Here is an 18,971-nt window from a genome sequence, read left to right as displayed (position 1 = left end):
GACCACATGACTCGTTCCCTCAAGAAGGGTCCCTTCGTGGATCACCACCTGATGGCCAAGGTCGACAAGGCCGTTGCCATCAAGGACAAGAAGCCCATCAAGACCTGGTCGCGTCGCTCGACGATCCTGCCCGAGTTCATCGGTCTGACGATCGCTGTGCACAACGGCAAGCAGCACGTGCCGGTCTATGTGTCTGACCAGATGGTCGGCCACAAGCTGGGTGAATTCGCTCTGACCCGCACCTTCAAGGGCCACCCGGCCGACAAGAAGGCCGGTAAGAAGTAAGGATGACGACGATGGAAACCAAAGCAATCGTTCGTGGCGTCCGCCTGTCGTTCGATAAGGGTCGCCTAGTGGCGGACCTGATCCGCGGCAAGAAGGTGGATCAAGCGCTGAACATCCTGGAGTTCACCCAGAAGAAGGCCGCGCTGATCATCAAGAAGGCGCTGGAATCGGCCATCGCCAATGCCGAGCACAACGACGGTGCCGACATTGACGAGCTGAAGGTCACTTCGATCTACGTGGAGCAGGGCACCACGCTGAAGCGGTTCTCCGCGCGCGCCAAGGGCCGCGGCAATCGCATCAGCAAGCCGACCTGCCATATCTACGTGACCGTCGGCAACTGAGCCTGAAGGAAGACTATGGGACAGAAAATTCATCCGACTGGCTTCCGCCTGCCCGTCACCCGTAACTGGGCGTCGCGCTGGTACGCGAACAACCAGAACTTCGCCAGCATGCTGGCCGAAGATCTGCAAGTGCGCGACTTCCTGAAGGCCAAGCTGAAGAACGCCGCCGTTTCGCGCATCCTGATCGAGCGTCCTGCGAAGAACGCCCGCATCACGATCTTCTCGGCCCGTCCGGGCGTGGTGATCGGCAAGAAGGGCGAGGACATCGAGAACCTGAAGGCCGAGCTGGCCAAGCGTCTGGGCGTGCCCGTCGCGGTCAACATCGAAGAAGTGCGCAAGCCCGAGATCGATGCCCAGCTGATCGCCGACTCGATCACCCAGCAGCTCGAGAAGCGCATCATGTTCCGCCGCGCGATGAAGCGCGCGATGCAGAACGCGATGCGCCTGGGCGCGCAGGGCATCAAGATCATGTCCGCCGGCCGTCTGAACGGCATCGAAATCGCTCGTACCGAGTGGTATCGCGAAGGTCGTGTGCCGCTGCACACCCTGAAGGCCGACATTGATTACGGCTTCTCCGAAGCCAAGACCACCTACGGCGTGATCGGCGTCAAGGTGTGGGTGTACCGCGGCGACCGCCTGGCCAATGGCGAGGCCCCCGTGATCAACACCCCCCCGGGTGCCGAAGATGATCGTCGTCCCCGTCGCAATGCCCGTCCGGGCGCGCCGGGTGGCCGTGGTCGTGGCGACAAGCCTGCCGAAGGCGGCGACAAGCCTGCTGCGAAGCGTGTGGTGCGCAAGCCCGCCGCTGACGGCGGCCAGGCGTAAGGAGAACTCAACATGCTGCAACCCGCTCGTCGCAAATATCGCAAGGAGCAAAAGGGCCGCAACACTGGTGTTGCGACCCGCGGCGCGACCGTCGCTTTCGGTGACTTCGGCCTGAAGGCCACCGAGCGCGGCCGCATCACGGCCCGCCAGATCGAAGCGGCTCGCCGTGCCATCTCGCGTCACATCAAGCGCGGTGGCCGGATCTTCATCCGCATCTTCCCGGACAAGCCGATCTCGCAAAAGCCTGCCGAAGTCCGTATGGGTAACGGCAAGGGCAACCCGGAGTACTACGTGGCTGAGATCCAGCCCGGCAAGGTGCTCTACGAGGTCAATGGCGTGCCTGAGGCTCTGGCGCGCGAAGCGTTCACGCTGGCCGCTGCCAAGCTGCCCCTGCGCTGCACCTTCGTGACCCGCCAGCTCGGCGCCTGATTGGAGAACACCCCATGAAAGCATCTGAACTGCGCGCGAAGGACGTGGCTGCCCTGAAGAAGGAAGTCACCGATCTGCTGAAGGCCCACTTTGGTCTGCGCATGCAAAAGGCGACGCAACAACTGACCAACACCTCGGTGCTGGGCAAGACGCGTCGTGACATCGCCCGCGCCAAGACCATCCTGGCCGAGAAGAAGGGAGCCGCGAAATGACGCAAGCTCAAGAGAAGAACACCCGCACCCTGATCGGTCGCGTCGTCAGCGACAAGCGCGCCAAGACCGTCACCGTGCTGGTCGAGCGCCGTGCCAAGCACGAGCTCTACGGCAAGATCGTGGCTCGTTCCCGCAAGTACCACGCCCATGACGAAAAGGGCGAGTACAAGATGGGTGACGTGGTCGAGATCGCTGAAGGTCGTCCGCTGTCCAAGACCAAGAGCTGGGTGGTGACCCGCCTGGTCGAGAAGGCTCAGCTGGTCTGATCGCCTGCGCCGCCCTCGTGGCGGCGCCAGCCGGGAGCGCTCCGTTCTCCGGCACATGAATGGCTGTACGCCGGTAATCCCGGTGTGCAGCCATTTTTCATTTTTCGCGGCACACTCTGCCGCTTTCCTTTTCTTCACAACATCTATCAGGAGTGCGTCATGCTGAAAGTGGGCGATCGACTGCCGGCCGGCAATCTGCAGGAATTCATCGAAGTCGAGGGCGAGGGTTGCTCGCTCGGTCCGAACAGCTTTGACATCGAGAAGCTGACCGCAGGCAAGACCGTGGCGATCTTCGCGCTGCCGGGCGCTTTCACGCCGACGTGCTCCGCGCAGCATGTTCCGGGCTACGTGGCCCAGGCCGACGCATTCAAGGCCGCGGGCGTCGACGAGATCTGGTGCATCTCGGTGAACGACGCATTCGTGATGGGCGCTTGGGGGCGCGAACAGAAGACAGCGGGCAAGGTTCGCATGATGGCTGACGGCAGCGCGGCTTTCACGCAGGCCACGGGTCTGACGCTGGACCTGGTCGCCCGCGGCATGGGTCTGCGCTCGCAGCGCTACTCGATGCTGGTCAAGGACGGTGTCGTCAAGACGCTGAACATCGAGGCGCCCGGCAAGTTCGAGGTCAGTGACGCCGGCACGCTGCTCAAGCAGGCGCAGGCGCTCTGACAGCTAAATCCGCCAGTTGACAGGCAGATTGTGCTTCGCGCATAATCCGCAGCTTCGCCGAATGGTGGCTCCGTTGCTCAACGGGGTTTCGGGGCCCGCTCCTGAAACGCGCCGCCTTCGGTTCTAGGTTTCTTGCCCATTTAGGCCAGACGCGGGTCGCCGCAAGGTGACAGGTGATTGGCTTACGGGCCCAAGACTGACCGCTCTCTGGATGGCTGCGATGGTCGCAGTTGCCTGAGCGGGAAAAGTTGGGGACAGACATGATCCAAATGCAATCGCGACTCGACGTCGCGGACAACACTGGCGCCAAGTCCGTCATGTGCATCAAGGTGCTTGGTGGTTCCAAGCGTCGCTATGCGCATATTGGCGACATCATCAAGGTCAGCATCAAGGAAGCTGCTCCGCGCGGCCGCGTCAAGAAGGGCGAGGTCTACAACGCGGTGGTCGTGCGCACTGCCAAGGGTGTGCGCCGCCAGGACGGCTCCCTGGTCAAGTTCGACGGCAATGCCGCCGTGCTGCTGAACGCCAAGCTGGAGCCCATCGGCACCCGCATCTTCGGCCCGGTCACGCGTGAACTGCGTACCGAGCGCTTCATGAAGATCGTGTCGCTGGCGCCTGAGGTGCTCTAAGCCCCGCTCAGACAAAGGTATTGCCATGAACAAGATTCGCACAGGCGACGAGGTCATCGTCCTGACCGGCCGCGACAAGGGTAAGCGCGGCACCGTGACGCTGCGCGTCGATGCCGACCATGTCGTGGTCGAAGGCATCAACGTCGTCAAAAAGCACGTCAAGCCGAACCCGCTGAAGGGCACGACTGGCGGCATCGTCGACAAGTCCATGCCCATCCATCAATCCAACGTGGCGATCTTCAACGCCGCTGCCGGCAAGGCCGATCGCGTGGGCATCAAGCTCGGCGCGGATGGCAAGCGGGTGCGCGTGTTCAAGTCGACCGGCGAAGAGATCAAGGCCTAAGGGGTAAGACATGGCTCGTTTGCAAGAGTTCTATCGCGAGAAGGTCGTCCCGGGTCTGACCGAGAAGTTCGGCTACAAGTCCGTGATGGAAGTGCCGCGCATCACCAAAATCACGCTGAACATGGGCGTGAGCGAGGCGGTCGCCGACAAGAAGGTCATGGACCACGCCGTGGGCGACCTGACCAAGATCGCCGGCCAGAAGCCTGTCGTCACCAAGTCGAAGAAGGCGATCGCCGGCTTCAAGATCCGTGACGGCGTGCCCATCGGCTGCATGGTGACCCTGCGTGGCGCCACGATGTACGAATTCCTGGACCGTTTCGTCACCGTGGCCCTGCCGCGCGTGCGTGACTTCCGCGGTATCTCCGGTCGTTCGTTCGACGGTCGCGGCAACTACAACATCGGCGTCAAGGAACAGATCATCTTCCCCGAAATCGAATACGACAAGGTGGATGCTCTGCGTGGTCTGAACATCAGCATCACGACGACGGCCAAGACGGACGACGAAGCCAAGGCTCTGCTGGCTGCGTTCAAGTTCCCGTTCAAGAACTGAGGTGACCCGTGGCAAAACTCTCGATCAAGCAACGTGAGCTGAAGCGCGCCCAACTGGTCGCCAAGTACGCCAAGAAGTACGCGGAACTGAAGGCCATCATCGACGACAGCAAGAAGTCGGACGAAGAGCGCTATCTGGCCCGCCTGGAGCTGCAGAAGCTGCCCCGGAACGCCAACCCGACCCGCCAGCGCAACCGCTGCGAACTGACCGGCCGCCCCCGTGGCACGTTCCGCAAGTTCGGCCTGGCTCGTAACAAGATTCGTGAGCTGGCCTTCAAGGGCGACATCCCCGGTGTCGTCAAGGCCAGCTGGTAATCGGCAGGTTTAGGAGATTTCGTATGAGCATGAGTGATCCTATCGCCGATATGCTGACCCGCATTCGCAACGCCCAGAGCGTTGAGAAGGCCAGCGTCGTGATGCCTTCGTCGAAGCTGAAGGTCGCGATCGCCAAGGTCCTGAAGGATGAAGGCTATATCGACGATTTCGCGGTGCGTGGCGATGCTGCCCGCCCCGAGCTCGAGATCGCGCTGAAGTATTACGCCGGTCGTCCGGTGATCGAGCGCATCGAGCGCGTGAGCCGTCCCGGCCTGCGCATCTACAAGGGCCGCCACGACATTCCCCAGGTCATGAATGGCCTGGGCGTGGCGATCGTCACGACCCCGAAGGGTGTGATGACCGACCGCAAGGCACGTCAAGCCGGTGTCGGCGGCGAAGTGCTTTGCTACGTCGCCTAAGCCAAGGAGAGACAGACAATGTCCCGCGTTGGAAAAATGCCGGTCGTCCTCCCGCAAGGCGTGGAAGCGACGATCGCCGCTGAGAAGATCAGCGTCAAGGGTGCCCAGGGCACCCTGTTCGTGGCCGCGAATCCGCTGGTCACGGTCAAGCTGGAAGGCGGCAAGCTGACTTTCGTCCCGGTCAACGAATCGGCTGAAGCCGATGCGATGAGCGGCACGATGCGCGCGCTGCTGAACAACATGGTCAACGGCGTCAGCAAGGGCTTCGAGAAGAAGCTGAACCTGGTTGGCGTGGGCTTCCGTGCCCAGGCCCAAGGCCAGAAGCTGAACCTGCAGATCGGTTTCTCGCATCCGGTGGTCAAGGACATGCCGGCTGGTATCAAGGTCGAGTGCCCGACCCAGACGGAAATCCTGATCAAGGGTGCGGATCGCCAGGTCGTCGGCCAGATCGCTGCCGAAGTGCGCGCGATCCGTCCGCCGGAGCCCTACAAGGGCAAGGGCATCCGTTACGCCGACGAGAAGGTCTCCCTCAAAGAGACCAAGAAGAAGTAAGGAGCCGCGCCATGCTGAACAAGAAGGAACAACGCCTGCGTCGTTCGCGTCAAACGCGTGCCCGCATCGCCCTGCAGCGCGTGGCCCGTCTGACGGTCTTCCGCTCGAACCTGCACATCTACGCCTCGGTCATCTCCGAAGACGGTCAGCGCGTGCTGGCTTCCGCTTCGACCGCCGAGAAGGAAGTGCGCACGCAGCTGTCCGGCAAGGGTGGCAACGTGGCCGCCGCGAGCCTGATCGGCAAGCGCATCGCCGAGAAGGCGAAGGCCGCTGGCGTCGAGAAGGTGGCTTTCGACCGTTCGGGCTTCGCCTACCACGGCCGTGTCAAGGCCCTGGCTGAAGCCGCTCGCGAAGCCGGCCTGCAGTTCTGACGCTCAAAGGATTAGGAAATGGCAAAGTTTCAACCCCGCGCTCAGACCGAAGGCAACGACGACGGCCTGAAGGAAAAGATGATCGCGGTCAACCGCGTCACGAAGGTTGTGAAGGGCGGCCGCACGCTGTCCTTCGCTGCGCTGACCGTGGTCGGTGATGGCGATGGCCGCATCGGCATGGGCAAGGGCAAGGCCAAGGAAGTGCCCGTCGCCGTGCAGAAGGCGATGGAATCGGCCCGCCGCAACATGATCAAGGTCGCCCTGAAGAACGGCACCATCCAGCACAACGTGGTGGGTGAGCACGGCGCGGCGCACGTGATCATGGCTCCGGCTCCCGCCGGTACCGGCGTGATCGCTGGCGGCCCGATGCGCGCTGTCTTCGAAGTGATGGGCGTGACCGACATCGTGACCAAGAGCCACGGTTCGACCAACCCCTACAACATGGTTCGTGCCACGCTGGACGCGCTCAAGCGCTGCTCCACGCCCGCCCAAGTGGCGGCCAAGCGCGGCAAGACGGTTGAAGAAATCTTCAACTGAGCGCCAGGAGATCGAGATGTCTGACAAGAAAACGCTCACGGTCAAGCTGGTCCGCAGCCCGATCGGCTGCCGCGCCGACCATCGCGCGACGGTCGTCGGCCTGGGTCTTCGCAAGCTGAACAGCACGAAGACGCTGGAAGACACGCCCGCGGTGCGCGGCATGATCAACAAGATCGCCTACCTGGTGCAGGTGCTGTAAGCACAGCATCGACGAGGAATAGAAGATGCAACTCAATACCATCAAGCCCGCCGCTGGTGCCAAGCACGCCAAGCGTCGCGTGGGCCGTGGCATCGGCTCGGGTCTGGGTAAGACCGCCGGCCGTGGTCACAAGGGTCAGAAGTCGCGCGCCGGTGGCTTCCACAAGGTCGGCTTCGAAGGCGGCCAGATGCCGCTGCAGCGTCGCCTGCCCAAGCGTGGTTTCAAGTCCCTGGCTCGTCCGTTCAACGCGGAAGTGACGCTGTCGGAACTGAACCAGCTGACCGGCGATGAAATCGACCTGCTGACGCTGAAGGCTGTCGGCCTGGTGTCGGAGCTGGCGAAGTCGGTGAAGGTCATCAAGTCCGGCGAGATCACCCGCAAGGTGTCGATCAAGGGTCTGGGCGTGACGGCCGGCGCGAAGGCGGCAATCGAAGCCGCCGGCGGCTCCGTCGCTTAATCAGCCAAGCACAGGACTAGGCGGCAGTGGCAAGCAACGCATCCCAGTTGGCCAAGAGCGGCAAGTTCGGCGACCTGCGTCGCCGGCTGGTGTTCCTGGTCCTCGCGCTGGTGGTTTACCGCATCGGGGCGCACATCCCCGTGCCCGGTATCGATCCGGCGCAGCTTCAGCAGCTGTTCAAGGGCCAGCAGGGCGGGATCCTGAGCCTGTTCAACATGTTCTCGGGCGGTGCGCTGTCGCGCTTCACCGTCTTCGCGCTGGGCATCATGCCCTACATCTCGGCCTCGATCGTCATGCAGCTCATGACCTACGTGGTGCCGAGCCTGGAAGCGCTGAAGAAGGAAGGCGAGGCGGGGCGTCGCAAGATCACGCAGTACACGCGCTACGGCACGCTGGGCCTGGCGATCTTCCAGAGTCTGAGCATCGCGTTCGCTCTGGAGAGCTCTCCGGGGCTGGTGTTGAGCCCGGGCTTCGGTTTCCGCATCACCGCGGTGACCAGTCTGGTGGCCGGCACGATGTTCCTGATGTGGCTGGGTGAGCAGATCACCGAGCGCGGTCTGGGCAACGGCATCTCGATCCTGATCTTCGGCGGCATCGCCGCTGGTCTGCCAGGCGCCATCGGCGGCCTGCTCGAGCTGGTTCGTACCGGTGCGATGAGCGTGTTCTCGTGCCTGATCGTGATCGTGATCGTGGCCGCGGTGACTTACCTGGTCGTGTTCGTCGAACGTGGCCAGCGCAAGATCCTGGTGAACTACGCGAAGCGTCAGGTCGGGAACAAGGTCTACGGTGGCCAGAGTTCGCATCTGCCGCTAAAGCTGAACATGTCGGGTGTGATTCCGCCGATCTTCGCGTCGTCGATCATCTTGCTGCCCACCACGCTGGTGAGCTGGTTCGCGACTGGCGACAGCATGCGCTGGCTGAAGGACATCGCGGATGCGCTGCGTCCGGGACAACCGATCTATGTGCTGCTGTATTCGGCTGCGATCGTGTTCTTCTGCTTCTTCTACACGGCGCTGGTGTTCAACAGCCGTGAGACCGCAGACAACCTGAAGAAGAGCGGTGCGTTCATCCCCGGGATCCGTCCCGGTGACCAGACGGCTCGGCACATCGACAAGATCCTGTCCCGGCTGACGCTGGCCGGGGCGGTGTACATCACCGGCGTGTGCCTGCTGCCTGAGTTCCTGACGCTGAAGTACAACGTCCCGTTCTATTTCGGTGGCACGTCGCTGTTGATCATCGTGGTCGTCACGATGGACTTCTGGGCGCAGGTCCAGTCCTACGTGATGAGCCAGCAGTATGAGTCCCTGCTGAAGAAGGCCAGCTTCAAGGCCAACTGATGCACCAGGCTAGGTAAACATTCAGACCCAATTCGGCAAGTATCGAAGGTATGGCGAAAGACGACGTCATTCAGATGCAAGGCGAGATTCTCGAGAACCTCCCGAATGCAACCTTCCGAGTCAAGCTGGAGAACGGTCACGTCGTTCTCGGTCACATTTCCGGGAAGATGCGGATGCACTACATCCGAATCCTCCCAGGCGACAAGGTGACTGTGGAATTGACACCGTACGATTTGAGTCGTGCTCGCATCGTGTTCCGGGCGAAGTGAGCTTTTTAGCAACCCCCCGGATTAACGCTGATTGAGCGAACAGAGTAGGTCAAGGAGCAGACCATGAAAGTTTCGGCATCCGTCAAGAAGATGTGCCGCAATTGCAAGATCATCCGTCGTAATGGCGTGGTGCGTGTGATCTGTACCGATCCCCGCCACAAGCAGCGCCAAGGCTGATTGGCCTCACGACTGCAAGCGAATTAGAGGACGCACATGGCACGTATTGCTGGTATCAACATTCCGCCGCACAAGCACACCGAGATCGGTCTGACCTCGATCTACGGCATTGGCCGTACGACCGCGCAGAAGATCTGCAACAGCTGCGGCATTCCGCTGGACAAGAAGGTCAAGGACCTGACCGACTCCGATCTGGAAAAGATCCGTGAGGAAGTGGGCCGCCTGACCATCGAAGGCGACCTGCGTCGCGAGATGTCCATCAACATCAAGCGCCTGATGGACCTGGGTTGCTATCGTGGCTTCCGCCATCGCCGTGGCCTGCCGGTGCGCGGCCAGCGTACCCGCACGAATGCCCGTACCCGCAAGGGTCCGCGCAAGTCGGCGGCGACCGGCAAGAAGTAATCGGCGGCATCTGAAGAAAGCAAACCATGGCAAAAGCACCCAATAACTCGGCTGCCCAGCGCGTTCGCAAGAAGGTTCGGAAGAACGTTGCCGACGGCATCGCCCACGTGCACGCGTCGTTCAACAACACCATCATCACGATCACCGATCGTCAAGGTGGTGCGCTGTCCTGGGCCTCCTCGGGCGGCCAGGGCTTCAAGGGCTCGCGCAAGTCGACTCCCTTCGCGGCCCAGGTGGCTGCCGAAGTGGCCGGCCGTGCCGCTCAGGAGCAGGGCATCAAGAACCTGGACGTCAAGATCAAGGGCCCCGGCCCGGGTCGCGAATCCTCGGTGCGTGCCCTGGCCGCGCTGGGCATCCGCATCAACTCGATCTCCGACGTGACGCCGGTGCCGCACAACGGCTGCCGTCCGCAGAAGCGTCGCCGCATCTAAGCGCTTGCGCAGAGCGATCGCAATCAGTGCGATAATCGCTGATTCGATCAGATCCAGCCGGCTGGCGCGTCAGTGCCAGCCGGCCGTTTTGCTGAGGATGGTGGAAACGCCCCTCAGCCGAAGTCTTCGACTTCTTGAAGCCCACCGTCCGAGCCTACAAAAACACTGGCCGGACTCGCGCGCAACCTGGAATGTCTCCGGGCGCGCGTCAGATTGATGAAGGACACGCAAAGTGGCACGTTACCTCGGCCCGAAGGCCAAACTTTCCCGCCGTGAAGGCACCGACCTGTTCCTGAAGAGCGCCCGCCGCGCCATCAGCGACAAGGCCAAGTTCGACACCAAGCCCGGCCAGCACGGCCGTACTTCGGGCCAGCGTACCTCCGACTTCGGTCTGCAGCTGCGCGAGAAGCAGAAGGTCAAGCGCATGTACGGCGTGCTGGAGCGCCAGTTCCGCCGCTACTTCGCCGAAGCCGAGCGCCGCAAGGGCTCGACCGGTGTGAACCTGCTGGTCCTGCTGGAATCGCGCCTAGACAACGTCGTCTATCGCATGGGCTTCGGCTCGACGCGCGCGGAAGCCCGCCAGCTGGTCTCGCACAAGAGCATCACGGTGAACGGCGAGGTCGTGAACATCGCTTCCTACCTGGTGAAGGCCGGTGACGTCGTCGCCGTGCGCGAGAAGGCCAAGAAGCAGCTGCGCATCGTCGACAGCCTGAAGCTGGCCGAGTCGATCGGCCTGCCGGCCTGGGTGGCCGTCGACGCCACCAAGATGGAAGGCGTCTTCAAGAAGACGCCGGATCGCGACGAGTTCGGCGCCGAGATCAACGAATCGCTGATCGTTGAGTTGTACTCGCGTTAATTCTTTCGTGCCTGCCGAGCGGCCCCGCAGGGGCCTGCTCGGCTTTTCCTCGTCCGGGCGTCGTCAGCTGTATTGGGCGCGCCTGGTTGGTCCCTCAGCCTTATCGGTGTAACGAACCGAGGGTATTGAAAGAAAGACCTCATGCAAACGAATCTGCTCAAACCCAAATCCATCACTGTGGAGCCCCTGGGCGGTCATCGCGCCAAGGTGATCCTGGAGCCGTTCGAACGCGGCTATGGCCACACCCTGGGCAACGCCCTGCGCCGTGTGCTGCTGTCCTCGATGGTGGGTTATGCGCCGACGGAAGTGACGATCGCGGGCGTGCTGCACGAGTACTCCGCCATCGACGGCGTTCAGGAAGATGTGGTCCACATCATGCTGAACCTGAAGGGCGTGGTGTTCCGCCTGCACAACCGTGAGGAAGTGACGCTGGTCCTGCGCAAGGAAGGCGAAGGCCCCGTCACCGCCGCTGACATCCAGACCCCGCACGACGTCGAGATCATCAACCCTGAGCACGTCATCGCCCACCTGTCGCAAGGCGGCAAGCTGGACATGCAGATCAAGGTCGAGAAGGGCCGCGGCTACGTGCCTGGCAACATGCGCCGCTATGGCGACGAGCCGACCAAGGCCATCGGTCGCATCGTGCTGGACGCCTCGTTCAGCCCGGTCAAGCGCGTCAGCTATGCCGTCGAGAACGCCCGCGTCGAGCAGCGTACCGACCTGGACAAGCTGGTCATGGAGATCGAGACCAACGGCGCGATCAGCCCGGAAGAAGCGATCCGCGCCTCGGCCAAGATCCTGGTCGAGCAGATGGCCGTCTTCGCCCAGCTGCAAGGCACCGATCTGGTCGACGTCTTCGACCAGGCGCCGGCCGCCCGTTCCAGCAGCTTCGATCCGATCCTGCTGCGTCCGGTCGACGAGCTCGAGCTGACCGTGCGCTCGGCCAACTGCCTGAAGGCCGAGAACATCTATTACATCGGTGACCTGATCCAGCGCACCGAGACCGAGCTGCTGAAGACCCCGAACCTGGGTCGCAAGTCGCTCAACGAGATCAAGGAAGTGCTCGCCTCGCGCGGCCTGACCCTGGGCTCGCGTCTCGAGAACTGGCCGCCCCAGGGTCTCGACAAGCGTTGATTTTTTGAAAGAGGGCGGGTCTGAGGACCCGTCCGGTGCCCCCGGCAGTACCTGATCCGGCTGCCGGCAATAACTGAAGGAAAGGAAAGCACCATGCGCCACCGTAACGGCCTCCGCAAACTGAACCGCACCAGCGAACACCGCGCCGCGATGTTCCGCAACATGGCGGTCTCGCTGCTGCAACACGAGGCGATCAAGACCACGCTGCCCAAGGCCAAGGAACTGCGTCGCATCGTCGAGCCGCTGATCACCCTGGCCAAGGAACCGACCGTCGCCAACCGTCGCCTGGCGTTCAACCGCCTGCGTGACCGCGACATCGTCGTCAAGCTGTTCAACGAGCTGGGCCCCCGTTTCGCCACCCGTCCGGGCGGCTACACCCGCATCCTGAAGATGGGCTTCCGTGTCGGCGACAACGCCCCGATGGCGTACGTCGAACTGGTTGATCGTCCGGAAGCGGCTGAAGGCGACGCCGCTGAATAATCAGCGACTTGCCCAAGCGCATGAAGGCCAGCAGCAATGCTGGCCTTTTTTCTTGTGTATCCGCGATACGCGCAGCGCAGACCGGGCATGGCGCCTGTCCAACGACAGGCCGTGCCGCTTGGCGCTAAGCTTCGCGCCTTTCCGATCTCTCGACGACGCGGTCCACGAAGCCGCACGCGTCCCGCGTTCATGACCCCTCTTGCCTTGATGCGACGCCTGATGCCGGCGCTGGTCCTGTTGCTGACCCTGGCCTCGGCGCTGCTGGCCATCCCGGCCCGCGCCGACGATTTCCTCGACCCGGACCAGGCCTTCAAGGTCGACGTGCAGTTGACCGGCGATCGCGAGTTCCAGCTGAACTTCACGATCGCGCCCGGCTATTACATGTATCGCGACCAGTTCAAGCTGGAGCCGGCGGGCGCGACGCTGGGCGACATCGCCTGGCCGACGCCCAAGCGCAAGTTCGATGAGACCTTCCAGAAGGAAGTCGAAACCTACCGCGACCGGCTGAGCATCAAGGTGCCGGTGACGGCGCTGCAGGCGGCGCCGCTGAAGCTGGTGCTGACCGGCCAAGGCTGCGCGGACAAGGGCTTGTGCTATCCGCCGATGAAGAGCGAGCTGACGCTGGGCCTGAAGGGCTTCGGCGGCGATGGCGGCGTGAAGATCGGTGCGGCGCCGGACGCGCTGAGCGGTTTCGGCGTATCGAACGCGGTGGCGTCGACGCCGGCAGCCGCGGCGACCGGCAACGCCGAAGGCGCGGTCGCAGGCGCCGCGGCGTCTCGTTCAAGTTCCCCGCTGGACGAGGTGCTGGCTTCCGGCCGCCTGTGGCTGGTCATCGGCGCGTTCTTCGCGGCCGGCGTGCTGTTGTCGCTGACGCCGTGCGTGCTGCCGATGCTCCCCATTCTGTCGTCGATCATCGTCGGCCAGGGCGGCACGCCGTCGCGGGCGCGCGGCTTCTTCCTGGCCTTCAGCTACTCGCTGGGCATGGCGCTGCTGTACACGGCGCTGGGCGTCGCGGCGGGCCTCGCAGGCGGCGGCCTGGCGGCCTACCTCCAGAAGCCCTGGGTGCTGACGCTGTTCGCGCTGCTCCTGATCGGCTTCTCGCTGTCAATGTTCGGCGTCTACGAGATCCAGTTGCCCAGCCGCTTCACCGGCGGCGTGTCCGATGCAACCCAGCGCTTGCCCGCCGGCAAGTTCTTCAGCGTCTTCGTGATGGGCGCACTCTCCGCGCTGATCGTGAGCCCCTGCGTCGCGGCGCCGCTGGCCGGCGCGCTGCTCTACATCAGCCAGACCGGCAATGTGGCGGTCGGCGGCCTGGCGCTGTTCGCGCTGGCCTGGGGCATGAGCGTCCCGCTGCTGCTGCTCGGCCTGTCGGCGGGCACGCTCCTGCCGCGCGCCGGACCCTGGATGGAAACGGTCAAGTATTTCTTCGGGCTGCTGCTGCTGTCGGTCGCGCTGTGGATCGTGCAGCCGGTGCTGCCGGCGGTCGTCGCGCAGCTGCTCTGGGGGGCGCTGTTGATCGCGCTGGCCGCGCTGCTGGGGCTTTTCCAGCGCGTCGAGGCCAACACGCCTCGCGTGTGGCTGCGCAAGAGCGCCGCCGTCGCGGCGATGGTGTTCGGCGTGTCGCAGTTCATTGGCGTCGCCGCTGGAGGCACCGACACGCTGAAGCCCTTGGCGGGTGTCCTTGGCGCGGGCAAGGGCGCAGCCGCGGCGGTATCCGCTGGCGAGCCGGTCGGGGTGAACTTCCACAAGGTCAAGAGCGTCGCCGAGCTCGACGAGGCGCTGCGCACCGCCGGCAAGCCGGTGATGCTGGACTTCTACGCCGACTGGTGTGTGTCCTGCAAGGAGATGGAGCGCTTCACCTTCACCGATGCGCGCGTGCAGGCGAAGCTCGCCGGCGCGCTGTTGCTGAAGGCCGATGTCACGGCGAACAACGCCGAGGACCGCGAACTGCTCAAGCGCTTCAAGCTGTTCGGCCCCCCCGGCACGATCTTTTTCGACCCCAAGGGGGAGGAACTGGCTGGCGCGCGAGTCATCGGCTTCCAGGACGCTGATCGCTTTCTCCAGTCGTTGCAGGCGGCCGGCCTTTGAATCTTGCGAAGACTGTCGTCAGAAGTTGAGACGACGGTCGGTTCCGTGCTACACTCTCTTTCTTCGATCGCGGGGTGGAGCAGTCTGGTAGCTCGTTGGGCTCATAACCCAAAGGTCGTAGGTTCAAATCCTGCCCCCGCAACCAGAACATCGAATGCTGTCCTTGGACAGTGTTGTTGAGCGGATCGACACGAAGACCAAGAGGTCGCGTGCGATGCGATCAACCAAACGGTGATTCGGCGCTCGCCGATCACCGCACATCACAGCCGCGGGGTGGAGCAGTCTGGTAGCTCGTTGGGCTCATAACCCAAAGGTCGTAGGTTCAAATCCTGCCCCCGCAACCAATCGAACAAGGGCCCTCATGCGAGGGCCCTTTGTTTTTTTCGGCGCCGCTCAGGCCACGCGCAGCTTCGGACCTTCTCCCGACGCCGTGACGCGGCCGATGACTGCCGCCGCGTCGAACCCGTGGCGCGCGAAGACGGCGAGTACCGCGTCCACCGCAGCCGGCGCGCATGACACGAGCAGGCCACCGCTGGTCTGCGGATCGCTCAGGAGCGCTTGCGCCTGCGAGGGCAGCGAGCCGGCCAAGGCCACCTCCGCGCCGTAGGCGGCCCAGTTGCGGCCCGATGCGCCGGTCACGAAGCCATCGCCCGCCAGCGATGGCACGCCTTCGAGCAGCGGTACCGAATGCCAATCGATCTCCACCGCGCAGCCCGATCCGCGCGCGATCTCCAAGGCGTGCCCTGCCAGACCAAAGCCGGTGACGTCGGTGAGCGCATGGACGTCCTCCAGCGCGGCCAATTCCGGCCCGGGCGTGTTCAGCTTGGTCGTGGTCGCAAGCATCCGCTGATAGGCCGCGCTATCGAGCTTCCCCTTTTTGAGCGCTGCCGACATCACGCCGACGCCCAGCGCCTTGCCCAGCACCAGCACATCGCCGGCGCGGGCATCCGCGTTGCGCTTCACCCGGGAGGGATGCACCAGTCCCAAAGCCACGAGGCCATAGATCGGTTCGACCGAATCGATCGTGTGTCCGCCCGCGATCGGGATGCCCGCCTCGCGACAGACCGACGCACCGCCTTCGAGGATCCTGCCGATGGTCGCCGTGCTCAGGACCGCGACCGGCATGCCGACCAGGGCCAGCGCCATGATGGGCTTGCCGCCCATGGCATAGACGTCGCTGATCGCGTTGGTCGCGGCGATGCGGCCGAAGTCATGCGGGTCGTCGACGATCGGCATGAAGAAGTCGGTGGTGGCGATCAGCGCCTGTTCGTCGTTGAGCCGATAGACCGCGGCGTCGTCCGCCGTTTCTATCCCGACGAGCAGTTCGCGAGGTACCGGCAGGGCACTCGTCCCCTGAAGGATCTCCGAGAGCACGCCCGGCGCGATCTTGCAACCGCAGCCGCCGCCGTGCGACAGCGAGGTGAGTCGGGGCTCGGAAGGGGGATTGGCGGGGGAGGAAGGATTCATGGCCGGGCAGCTTACCGCGCGCCGGCTCCGCCGACCGGGGGAGTGCGCTCAGCCAGCCCTTGCTGAAGGGCGATGAACGCGTCCATGGCGGCCCAGAGGGGTGCGTAGCGCGACTCGTCGCCGTCGAGCTGTGCCAACGCGAGGGCGCTGGCCTCGAGCGTGCTGCGTTGCGACGCCGCGTGCGCGCGCCGGATGGCATAGCGCGAAGGCGGCGGCGCATCGAGCGCCATCCGCGGGAGCGCCTGCAGCCAGGGGTTCTCATGAAGCAGCCGTCGACTGCGGCGCCAGGTCCCGTCCAGGACAACCAGGGTGGTGAGCGGCGGCGTACCAGCGAGCGGATGTCCATGGCGCGCCTCACCGTGGCGCGCAGGCGCTGGTTCCACGGTCGCGGCGTTGCCGGGCGCCGCCGGATAAAGCAACACGAGCCCGGCGGTCGAGGTCGGCGGATCGAATCGTTCGCCGATACGCAGTTCGACGCGAGACAGGCAGCGCGCCAGCAGGCCGGCCGTGCCCTTGGCCTGCCCGGCTTCGTCGCGGTCCTGAAGGATCAGCAGCGGGGTGAGGTTGTCGACCGGCCGCACGCAGGCGCACCAGCAGCCGACCGACGGTCGGCCGCAGCCATCGCAATGCGCGCGGCGCCCGGCGCGTTCACTGCGCGGCGGGCGCTCGTCGACAACCATGGTGGGGAGCGCGTCGGCGCGCGGTCAGCCGATCAGCGCGGTTGGCGCGGTGGCTTGCGGCCTTCGTTCGGACGGCCATCACGGCGGGGTCCATCGCCGCGCGGTGCCTGGCCGGGACCGCCAGGTCGTCCTTCGCCACGAGGGCCACCACGACGATGCTCCTGGCCTCTGGGCGGCCGGTCATGGCGCTCCTGACGCGGCGGCTGTTGCGCCTCCTCCTCGCGCGCCAGCTTCAGCTGGGCATCGAGCTGTTCCTGCGTCAGGCCCTTGAGCGCGCAGAAGTTGGCCGGCGTCAGCGTGGTGCGCGAGAAGTCGCGCAGCAATTGCGCGCGTTCCTGGCGTCCGCGGTCTTCCTCGGCGCGACGCGCCTCGGTGATGCCACGTCGGCGAGTCAGCTCTTCCTGGGCGGCGTTGCGGTGCTCATCGCTCAACTCGCCGGCGGGCTGGCCGTCCAGGTCGAAGCGGGTCTTGGCCCGCGTCAGCGCGATCAGATAGCCGGTGCCGCCGGTATAGCGGCGCAGGAAGGCCGACAGCTGGGCCTTCGTGAACTGGCCCGGGGCGCGCTGCTGGATGTCGGACTGGACCCGCAGCTTCAGCGGCTTCGCACCGCCGCCGAACAGGGCCGGGAAGAGCTCCTTCAGCTTGGCGGCGACCGCCTGGACGTCGACGCGTCCGCCCTCGGCCGGCTTGGCCGGATTCGGCGCGGTGCTCGCGTCGGGCGGGCTGGCCTCGCCGGCGGCATCTCCCGCTTCCGGGGCGGGCGCGGCGTCGGCTTGCGGCGCCGTCAGCGCGGCGTCAGTGGTCTCGGCGACGGGGGCCTTCGGGTCCGGGACTTCGGGGGAGGTCACTTCGCCTTGCGGCGGGGTGCTGGAGGACATGCATCAAGCGGCGCGGGGCCGGCCTTCGGGAAAAAGGAGGATTGTGCCCATAGCCGCGCGGGCGTGGCAATTCGCGCCGATCGACGGCGACCGTCCGTCCTGCCTGACGACGGCCGCCGGGAAGGGGAATCAGGTCTTGGGTTCGCAGGCGGGCTTGCAGACCAGTTCGGTCCGGCCCAGGATGCGCTTGGACTGCAGGCTGCTCGGAGGACGGTGCCGACCGCACTTGAAGCAGGAACGGGTCTGGCCGCTGCCCTGGAACGGCGACCCTCCCAGCTTGGAGGCGTAGCGCAGGCCGTCTTCCCGAACGGCGGTGCTGGTGTCTTTGCTCATGGTCTCGCTTCGCTTGGCGCTCTTGTTCGCACCGGCGGGGTCGTGTCCCGGCGGTGCATCGATTCCCTCGCAATCCATATTAGGTGGGGCGTATGACGCCCCGCTACATCGCTTGCCCGGGGGTGAAAGCACCGCCCGACGAACGGTCGCAATTGCGCCGACAATCGCCCGCTGCCCGGCGGGACCGGGCGTGCAAGGACCATGGCCAAACTGTTTTTTCGCTACGCCGCGATGAATGCCGGCAAGTCCACCGCATTGCTGCAGGTGGCGCACAACTACGAGGAGCGCGGCCATGCGGTGCGCCTGTTCACCGCCGGGGTCGACGACCGCTATGGCAAGGGATTCATCACCTCGCGGCTGGGGCCGCAGCGCGTGGCGGAGGTGTTCACCGCCGAGACGGACTTCCGCGCGCTGATCACGCAGTCGCCGGGCATCGCCTGCATCCTGCTGGACGAGGCGCAGTTCCTCACGCAGGACCAGGTCTGGTCGCTCCACGAGATTGCGCACATGCGCCATGTGCCCGTGATCTGCTACGGGCTGCGGACCGACTTCCGCGGCGCCTTGTTCACCGGTTCGGCGGCGCTGCTGGCGCTGGCCGACGAGATGGACGAGATGAAGACCATCTGCGACTGCGGCCGCAAGGCGACGATGAACATGCGCGTCGACACCGCCGGCCGGAAGCTGACCGAAGGCGCGCAGGTCGAGATCGGCGGCAACTCCCGTTACCGCGCGGTCTGTGGACGCTGCTTCAGGGCGTCGTGAGGACGCCCGGTAAGCCTGGGCTTACTTCTTGGTTGCCAGCTGCTCTTCCAGTTCCTTGCAGGACGGAGCGCAGACGGGTTGGGACTTGCCCAGCAGCTTGCGGGACTTCAGCAGCGCGCGGGGGCGATGCTTGCCGCAAAGGAAGCACGACATGGTTGCCGCGCCAAACGAAGAGGTCGCCGCGAAGGGCGAGCCGGGAGCTTTAGAGCGATAGCGCAGACCATCGGCTTCGATGGTCGTCTTGGTCGTATCCTTGGCCACGCTGATCCTGATCCTGAT

General features: G+C 64.5%; 32 protein-coding genes and 2 tRNA genes. 29 read left to right on the top strand and 5 right to left on the bottom strand.

Annotated features, from left to right (window positions below; translation table 11 throughout):
* Positions 1 to 6: 6 nt before the first annotated feature.
* The 28 genes from rpsS (at position 7) to BM393_RS15555 (ending at position 14,916) form a co-directional block, all read left to right on the top strand.
* Positions 7 to 285 (top strand): 30S ribosomal protein S19, encoded by a 279-nt coding sequence (gene rpsS, locus BM393_RS15690; RefSeq protein WP_056194250.1) that lies wholly within the window; start codon positions 7 to 9, stop codon positions 283 to 285.
* An 11-nt stretch (positions 286 to 296) separates the two neighbouring features.
* Positions 297 to 626, top strand: a complete 330-nt coding sequence (gene rplV / locus BM393_RS15685; protein WP_058937144.1) for a 50S ribosomal protein L22 — start codon at positions 297 to 299, stop codon at positions 624 to 626.
* A gap of 15 nt (positions 627 to 641) precedes the next feature.
* Positions 642 to 1,451 carry a 30S ribosomal protein S3 gene (gene rpsC / locus BM393_RS15680; RefSeq protein ID WP_067065181.1) on the top strand — a complete coding sequence of 270 codons (810 nt, stop codon included), beginning with the start codon at positions 642 to 644 and terminating at the stop codon, positions 1,449 to 1,451.
* 12 nt (positions 1,452 to 1,463) lie between these two features.
* Positions 1,464 to 1,880 carry a 50S ribosomal protein L16 gene (gene rplP, locus BM393_RS15675; protein ID WP_067065182.1) on the top strand — a complete coding sequence of 139 codons (417 nt, stop codon included), beginning with the start codon at positions 1,464 to 1,466 and terminating at the stop codon, positions 1,878 to 1,880.
* A 14-nt stretch (positions 1,881 to 1,894) separates the two neighbouring features.
* On the top strand, positions 1,895 to 2,092 hold the full coding sequence (gene rpmC / locus BM393_RS15670; protein WP_091728069.1) for a 50S ribosomal protein L29: 198 nt from the start codon (positions 1,895 to 1,897) through the stop codon (positions 2,090 to 2,092).
* On the top strand, positions 2,089 to 2,358 hold the full coding sequence (rpsQ, locus tag BM393_RS15665; RefSeq protein WP_091728066.1) for a 30S ribosomal protein S17: 270 nt from the start codon (positions 2,089 to 2,091) through the stop codon (positions 2,356 to 2,358). Before rpmC ends, rpsQ begins: the two co-directional genes overlap by 4 nt.
* A gap of 159 nt (positions 2,359 to 2,517) precedes the next feature.
* Positions 2,518 to 3,027 carry a peroxiredoxin gene (locus tag BM393_RS15660; RefSeq protein ID WP_091728063.1) on the top strand — a complete coding sequence of 170 codons (510 nt, stop codon included), beginning with the start codon at positions 2,518 to 2,520 and terminating at the stop codon, positions 3,025 to 3,027.
* Between the two features lie 260 nt (positions 3,028 to 3,287).
* Positions 3,288 to 3,656, top strand: coding sequence for a 50S ribosomal protein L14 (gene rplN, locus BM393_RS15655; RefSeq protein ID WP_058933605.1), 369 nt, complete (start codon positions 3,288 to 3,290; stop codon positions 3,654 to 3,656).
* A gap of 25 nt (positions 3,657 to 3,681) precedes the next feature.
* On the top strand, positions 3,682 to 3,999 hold the full coding sequence (gene rplX, locus BM393_RS15650; RefSeq protein WP_091728061.1) for a 50S ribosomal protein L24: 318 nt from the start codon (positions 3,682 to 3,684) through the stop codon (positions 3,997 to 3,999).
* 10 nt (positions 4,000 to 4,009) lie between these two features.
* Entirely contained in the window at positions 4,010 to 4,549 is a 540-nt protein-coding gene (rplE, locus tag BM393_RS15645; protein ID WP_067278833.1) for a 50S ribosomal protein L5, read from the top strand.
* 8 nt (positions 4,550 to 4,557) lie between these two features.
* A complete protein-coding gene (gene rpsN / locus BM393_RS15640) occupies positions 4,558 to 4,863 on the top strand; it encodes a 30S ribosomal protein S14 (protein WP_067065192.1) in 306 nt (101 codons plus the stop codon).
* A gap of 23 nt (positions 4,864 to 4,886) precedes the next feature.
* Entirely contained in the window at positions 4,887 to 5,282 is a 396-nt protein-coding gene (rpsH, locus tag BM393_RS15635; RefSeq protein WP_058933609.1) for a 30S ribosomal protein S8, read from the top strand.
* An 18-nt stretch (positions 5,283 to 5,300) separates the two neighbouring features.
* Complete coding sequence (rplF, locus tag BM393_RS15630) at positions 5,301 to 5,834, top strand: 50S ribosomal protein L6 (protein ID WP_091728059.1); 534 nt, start codon at positions 5,301 to 5,303, stop codon at positions 5,832 to 5,834.
* 11 nt (positions 5,835 to 5,845) lie between these two features.
* Complete coding sequence (gene rplR, locus BM393_RS15625; protein WP_067278827.1) at positions 5,846 to 6,205, top strand: 50S ribosomal protein L18; 360 nt, start codon at positions 5,846 to 5,848, stop codon at positions 6,203 to 6,205.
* Positions 6,206 to 6,223: 18 nt separating this feature from the next.
* Entirely contained in the window at positions 6,224 to 6,742 is a 519-nt protein-coding gene (rpsE, locus tag BM393_RS15620) for a 30S ribosomal protein S5 (RefSeq protein WP_091728057.1), read from the top strand.
* 16 nt (positions 6,743 to 6,758) lie between these two features.
* Positions 6,759 to 6,941, top strand: coding sequence for a 50S ribosomal protein L30 (rpmD, locus tag BM393_RS15615; RefSeq protein ID WP_067065198.1), 183 nt, complete (start codon positions 6,759 to 6,761; stop codon positions 6,939 to 6,941).
* A gap of 25 nt (positions 6,942 to 6,966) precedes the next feature.
* On the top strand, positions 6,967 to 7,398 hold the full coding sequence (gene rplO, locus BM393_RS15610) for a 50S ribosomal protein L15 (RefSeq protein ID WP_091728055.1): 432 nt from the start codon (positions 6,967 to 6,969) through the stop codon (positions 7,396 to 7,398).
* Between the two features lie 26 nt (positions 7,399 to 7,424).
* Positions 7,425 to 8,735, top strand: a complete 1,311-nt coding sequence (secY, locus tag BM393_RS15605; protein WP_091728053.1) for a preprotein translocase subunit SecY — start codon at positions 7,425 to 7,427, stop codon at positions 8,733 to 8,735.
* Between the two features lie 50 nt (positions 8,736 to 8,785).
* The gene (gene infA / locus BM393_RS15600) at positions 8,786 to 9,004 is read left to right on the top strand and encodes a translation initiation factor IF-1 (protein WP_009855680.1); all 219 of its coding nucleotides are present in this window, start codon (positions 8,786 to 8,788) and stop codon (positions 9,002 to 9,004) included.
* A gap of 63 nt (positions 9,005 to 9,067) precedes the next feature.
* Entirely contained in the window at positions 9,068 to 9,181 is a 114-nt protein-coding gene (gene rpmJ, locus BM393_RS15595; RefSeq protein WP_058933616.1) for a 50S ribosomal protein L36, read from the top strand.
* A gap of 36 nt (positions 9,182 to 9,217) precedes the next feature.
* On the top strand, positions 9,218 to 9,583 hold the full coding sequence (gene rpsM / locus BM393_RS15590; RefSeq protein WP_091728051.1) for a 30S ribosomal protein S13: 366 nt from the start codon (positions 9,218 to 9,220) through the stop codon (positions 9,581 to 9,583).
* Between the two features lie 26 nt (positions 9,584 to 9,609).
* Positions 9,610 to 10,014 (top strand): 30S ribosomal protein S11, encoded by a 405-nt coding sequence (rpsK, locus tag BM393_RS15585; RefSeq protein ID WP_056194196.1) that lies wholly within the window; start codon positions 9,610 to 9,612, stop codon positions 10,012 to 10,014.
* 232 nt (positions 10,015 to 10,246) lie between these two features.
* Positions 10,247 to 10,870, top strand: a complete 624-nt coding sequence (gene rpsD, locus BM393_RS15580; RefSeq protein ID WP_091728049.1) for a 30S ribosomal protein S4 — start codon at positions 10,247 to 10,249, stop codon at positions 10,868 to 10,870.
* Between the two features lie 141 nt (positions 10,871 to 11,011).
* Positions 11,012 to 12,004, top strand: a complete 993-nt coding sequence (locus BM393_RS15575; RefSeq protein ID WP_067065206.1) for a DNA-directed RNA polymerase subunit alpha — start codon at positions 11,012 to 11,014, stop codon at positions 12,002 to 12,004.
* 93 nt (positions 12,005 to 12,097) lie between these two features.
* A complete protein-coding gene (gene rplQ / locus BM393_RS15570; protein ID WP_091728047.1) occupies positions 12,098 to 12,484 on the top strand; it encodes a 50S ribosomal protein L17 in 387 nt (128 codons plus the stop codon).
* Positions 12,485 to 12,673: 189 nt separating this feature from the next.
* Positions 12,674 to 14,572: a protein-disulfide reductase DsbD gene (dsbD, locus tag BM393_RS15565; protein ID WP_091728045.1), complete on the top strand. Its 1,899-nt coding sequence runs from the start codon at positions 12,674 to 12,676 to the stop codon at positions 14,570 to 14,572.
* A 68-nt stretch (positions 14,573 to 14,640) separates the two neighbouring features.
* A tRNA-Met gene (locus tag BM393_RS15560) sits at positions 14,641 to 14,717 on the top strand.
* Between the two features lie 122 nt (positions 14,718 to 14,839).
* A tRNA-Met gene (locus tag BM393_RS15555) sits at positions 14,840 to 14,916 on the top strand.
* A gap of 49 nt (positions 14,917 to 14,965) precedes the next feature.
* Here the strand turns inward: BM393_RS15555 and selD are convergent.
* The 4 genes from selD to BM393_RS15535 form a co-directional block, all read right to left on the bottom strand.
* Positions 14,966 to 16,039, bottom strand: a complete 1,074-nt coding sequence (gene selD, locus BM393_RS15550; RefSeq protein ID WP_091728042.1) for a selenide, water dikinase SelD — start codon at positions 16,037 to 16,039, stop codon at positions 14,966 to 14,968.
* 11 nt (positions 16,040 to 16,050) lie between these two features.
* A complete protein-coding gene (locus BM393_RS15545) occupies positions 16,051 to 16,719 on the bottom strand; it encodes a tRNA-uridine aminocarboxypropyltransferase (RefSeq protein WP_091728039.1) in 669 nt (222 codons plus the stop codon).
* A 32-nt stretch (positions 16,720 to 16,751) separates the two neighbouring features.
* Positions 16,752 to 17,597, bottom strand: coding sequence for a ProQ/FINO family protein (locus BM393_RS15540; protein WP_091728037.1), 846 nt, complete (start codon positions 17,595 to 17,597; stop codon positions 16,752 to 16,754).
* Positions 17,598 to 17,726: 129 nt separating this feature from the next.
* Positions 17,727 to 17,930 carry a hypothetical protein gene (locus BM393_RS15535; RefSeq protein WP_091728034.1) on the bottom strand — a complete coding sequence of 68 codons (204 nt, stop codon included), beginning with the start codon at positions 17,928 to 17,930 and terminating at the stop codon, positions 17,727 to 17,729.
* A gap of 201 nt (positions 17,931 to 18,131) precedes the next feature.
* On the opposite strand from BM393_RS15535, the gene BM393_RS15530 reads away from it, so the two are divergent.
* Entirely contained in the window at positions 18,132 to 18,692 is a 561-nt protein-coding gene (locus BM393_RS15530) for a thymidine kinase (protein ID WP_091728031.1), read from the top strand.
* 21 nt (positions 18,693 to 18,713) lie between these two features.
* On the opposite strand, the gene BM393_RS15525 is transcribed toward BM393_RS15530, so the two are convergent.
* Positions 18,714 to 18,953 (bottom strand): hypothetical protein, encoded by a 240-nt coding sequence (locus tag BM393_RS15525; RefSeq protein ID WP_091728029.1) that lies wholly within the window; start codon positions 18,951 to 18,953, stop codon positions 18,714 to 18,716.
* Between the last annotated feature and the right edge of the window lie 18 nt (positions 18,954 to 18,971).

The sequence above is a fragment of the Mitsuaria sp. PDC51 genome (genome assembly GCF_900113225.1).
Classification (GTDB): Bacteria; Pseudomonadota; Gammaproteobacteria; order Burkholderiales; family Burkholderiaceae_C; genus Roseateles.
This window is presented reverse-complemented; position numbering and strand designations above follow the sequence as displayed.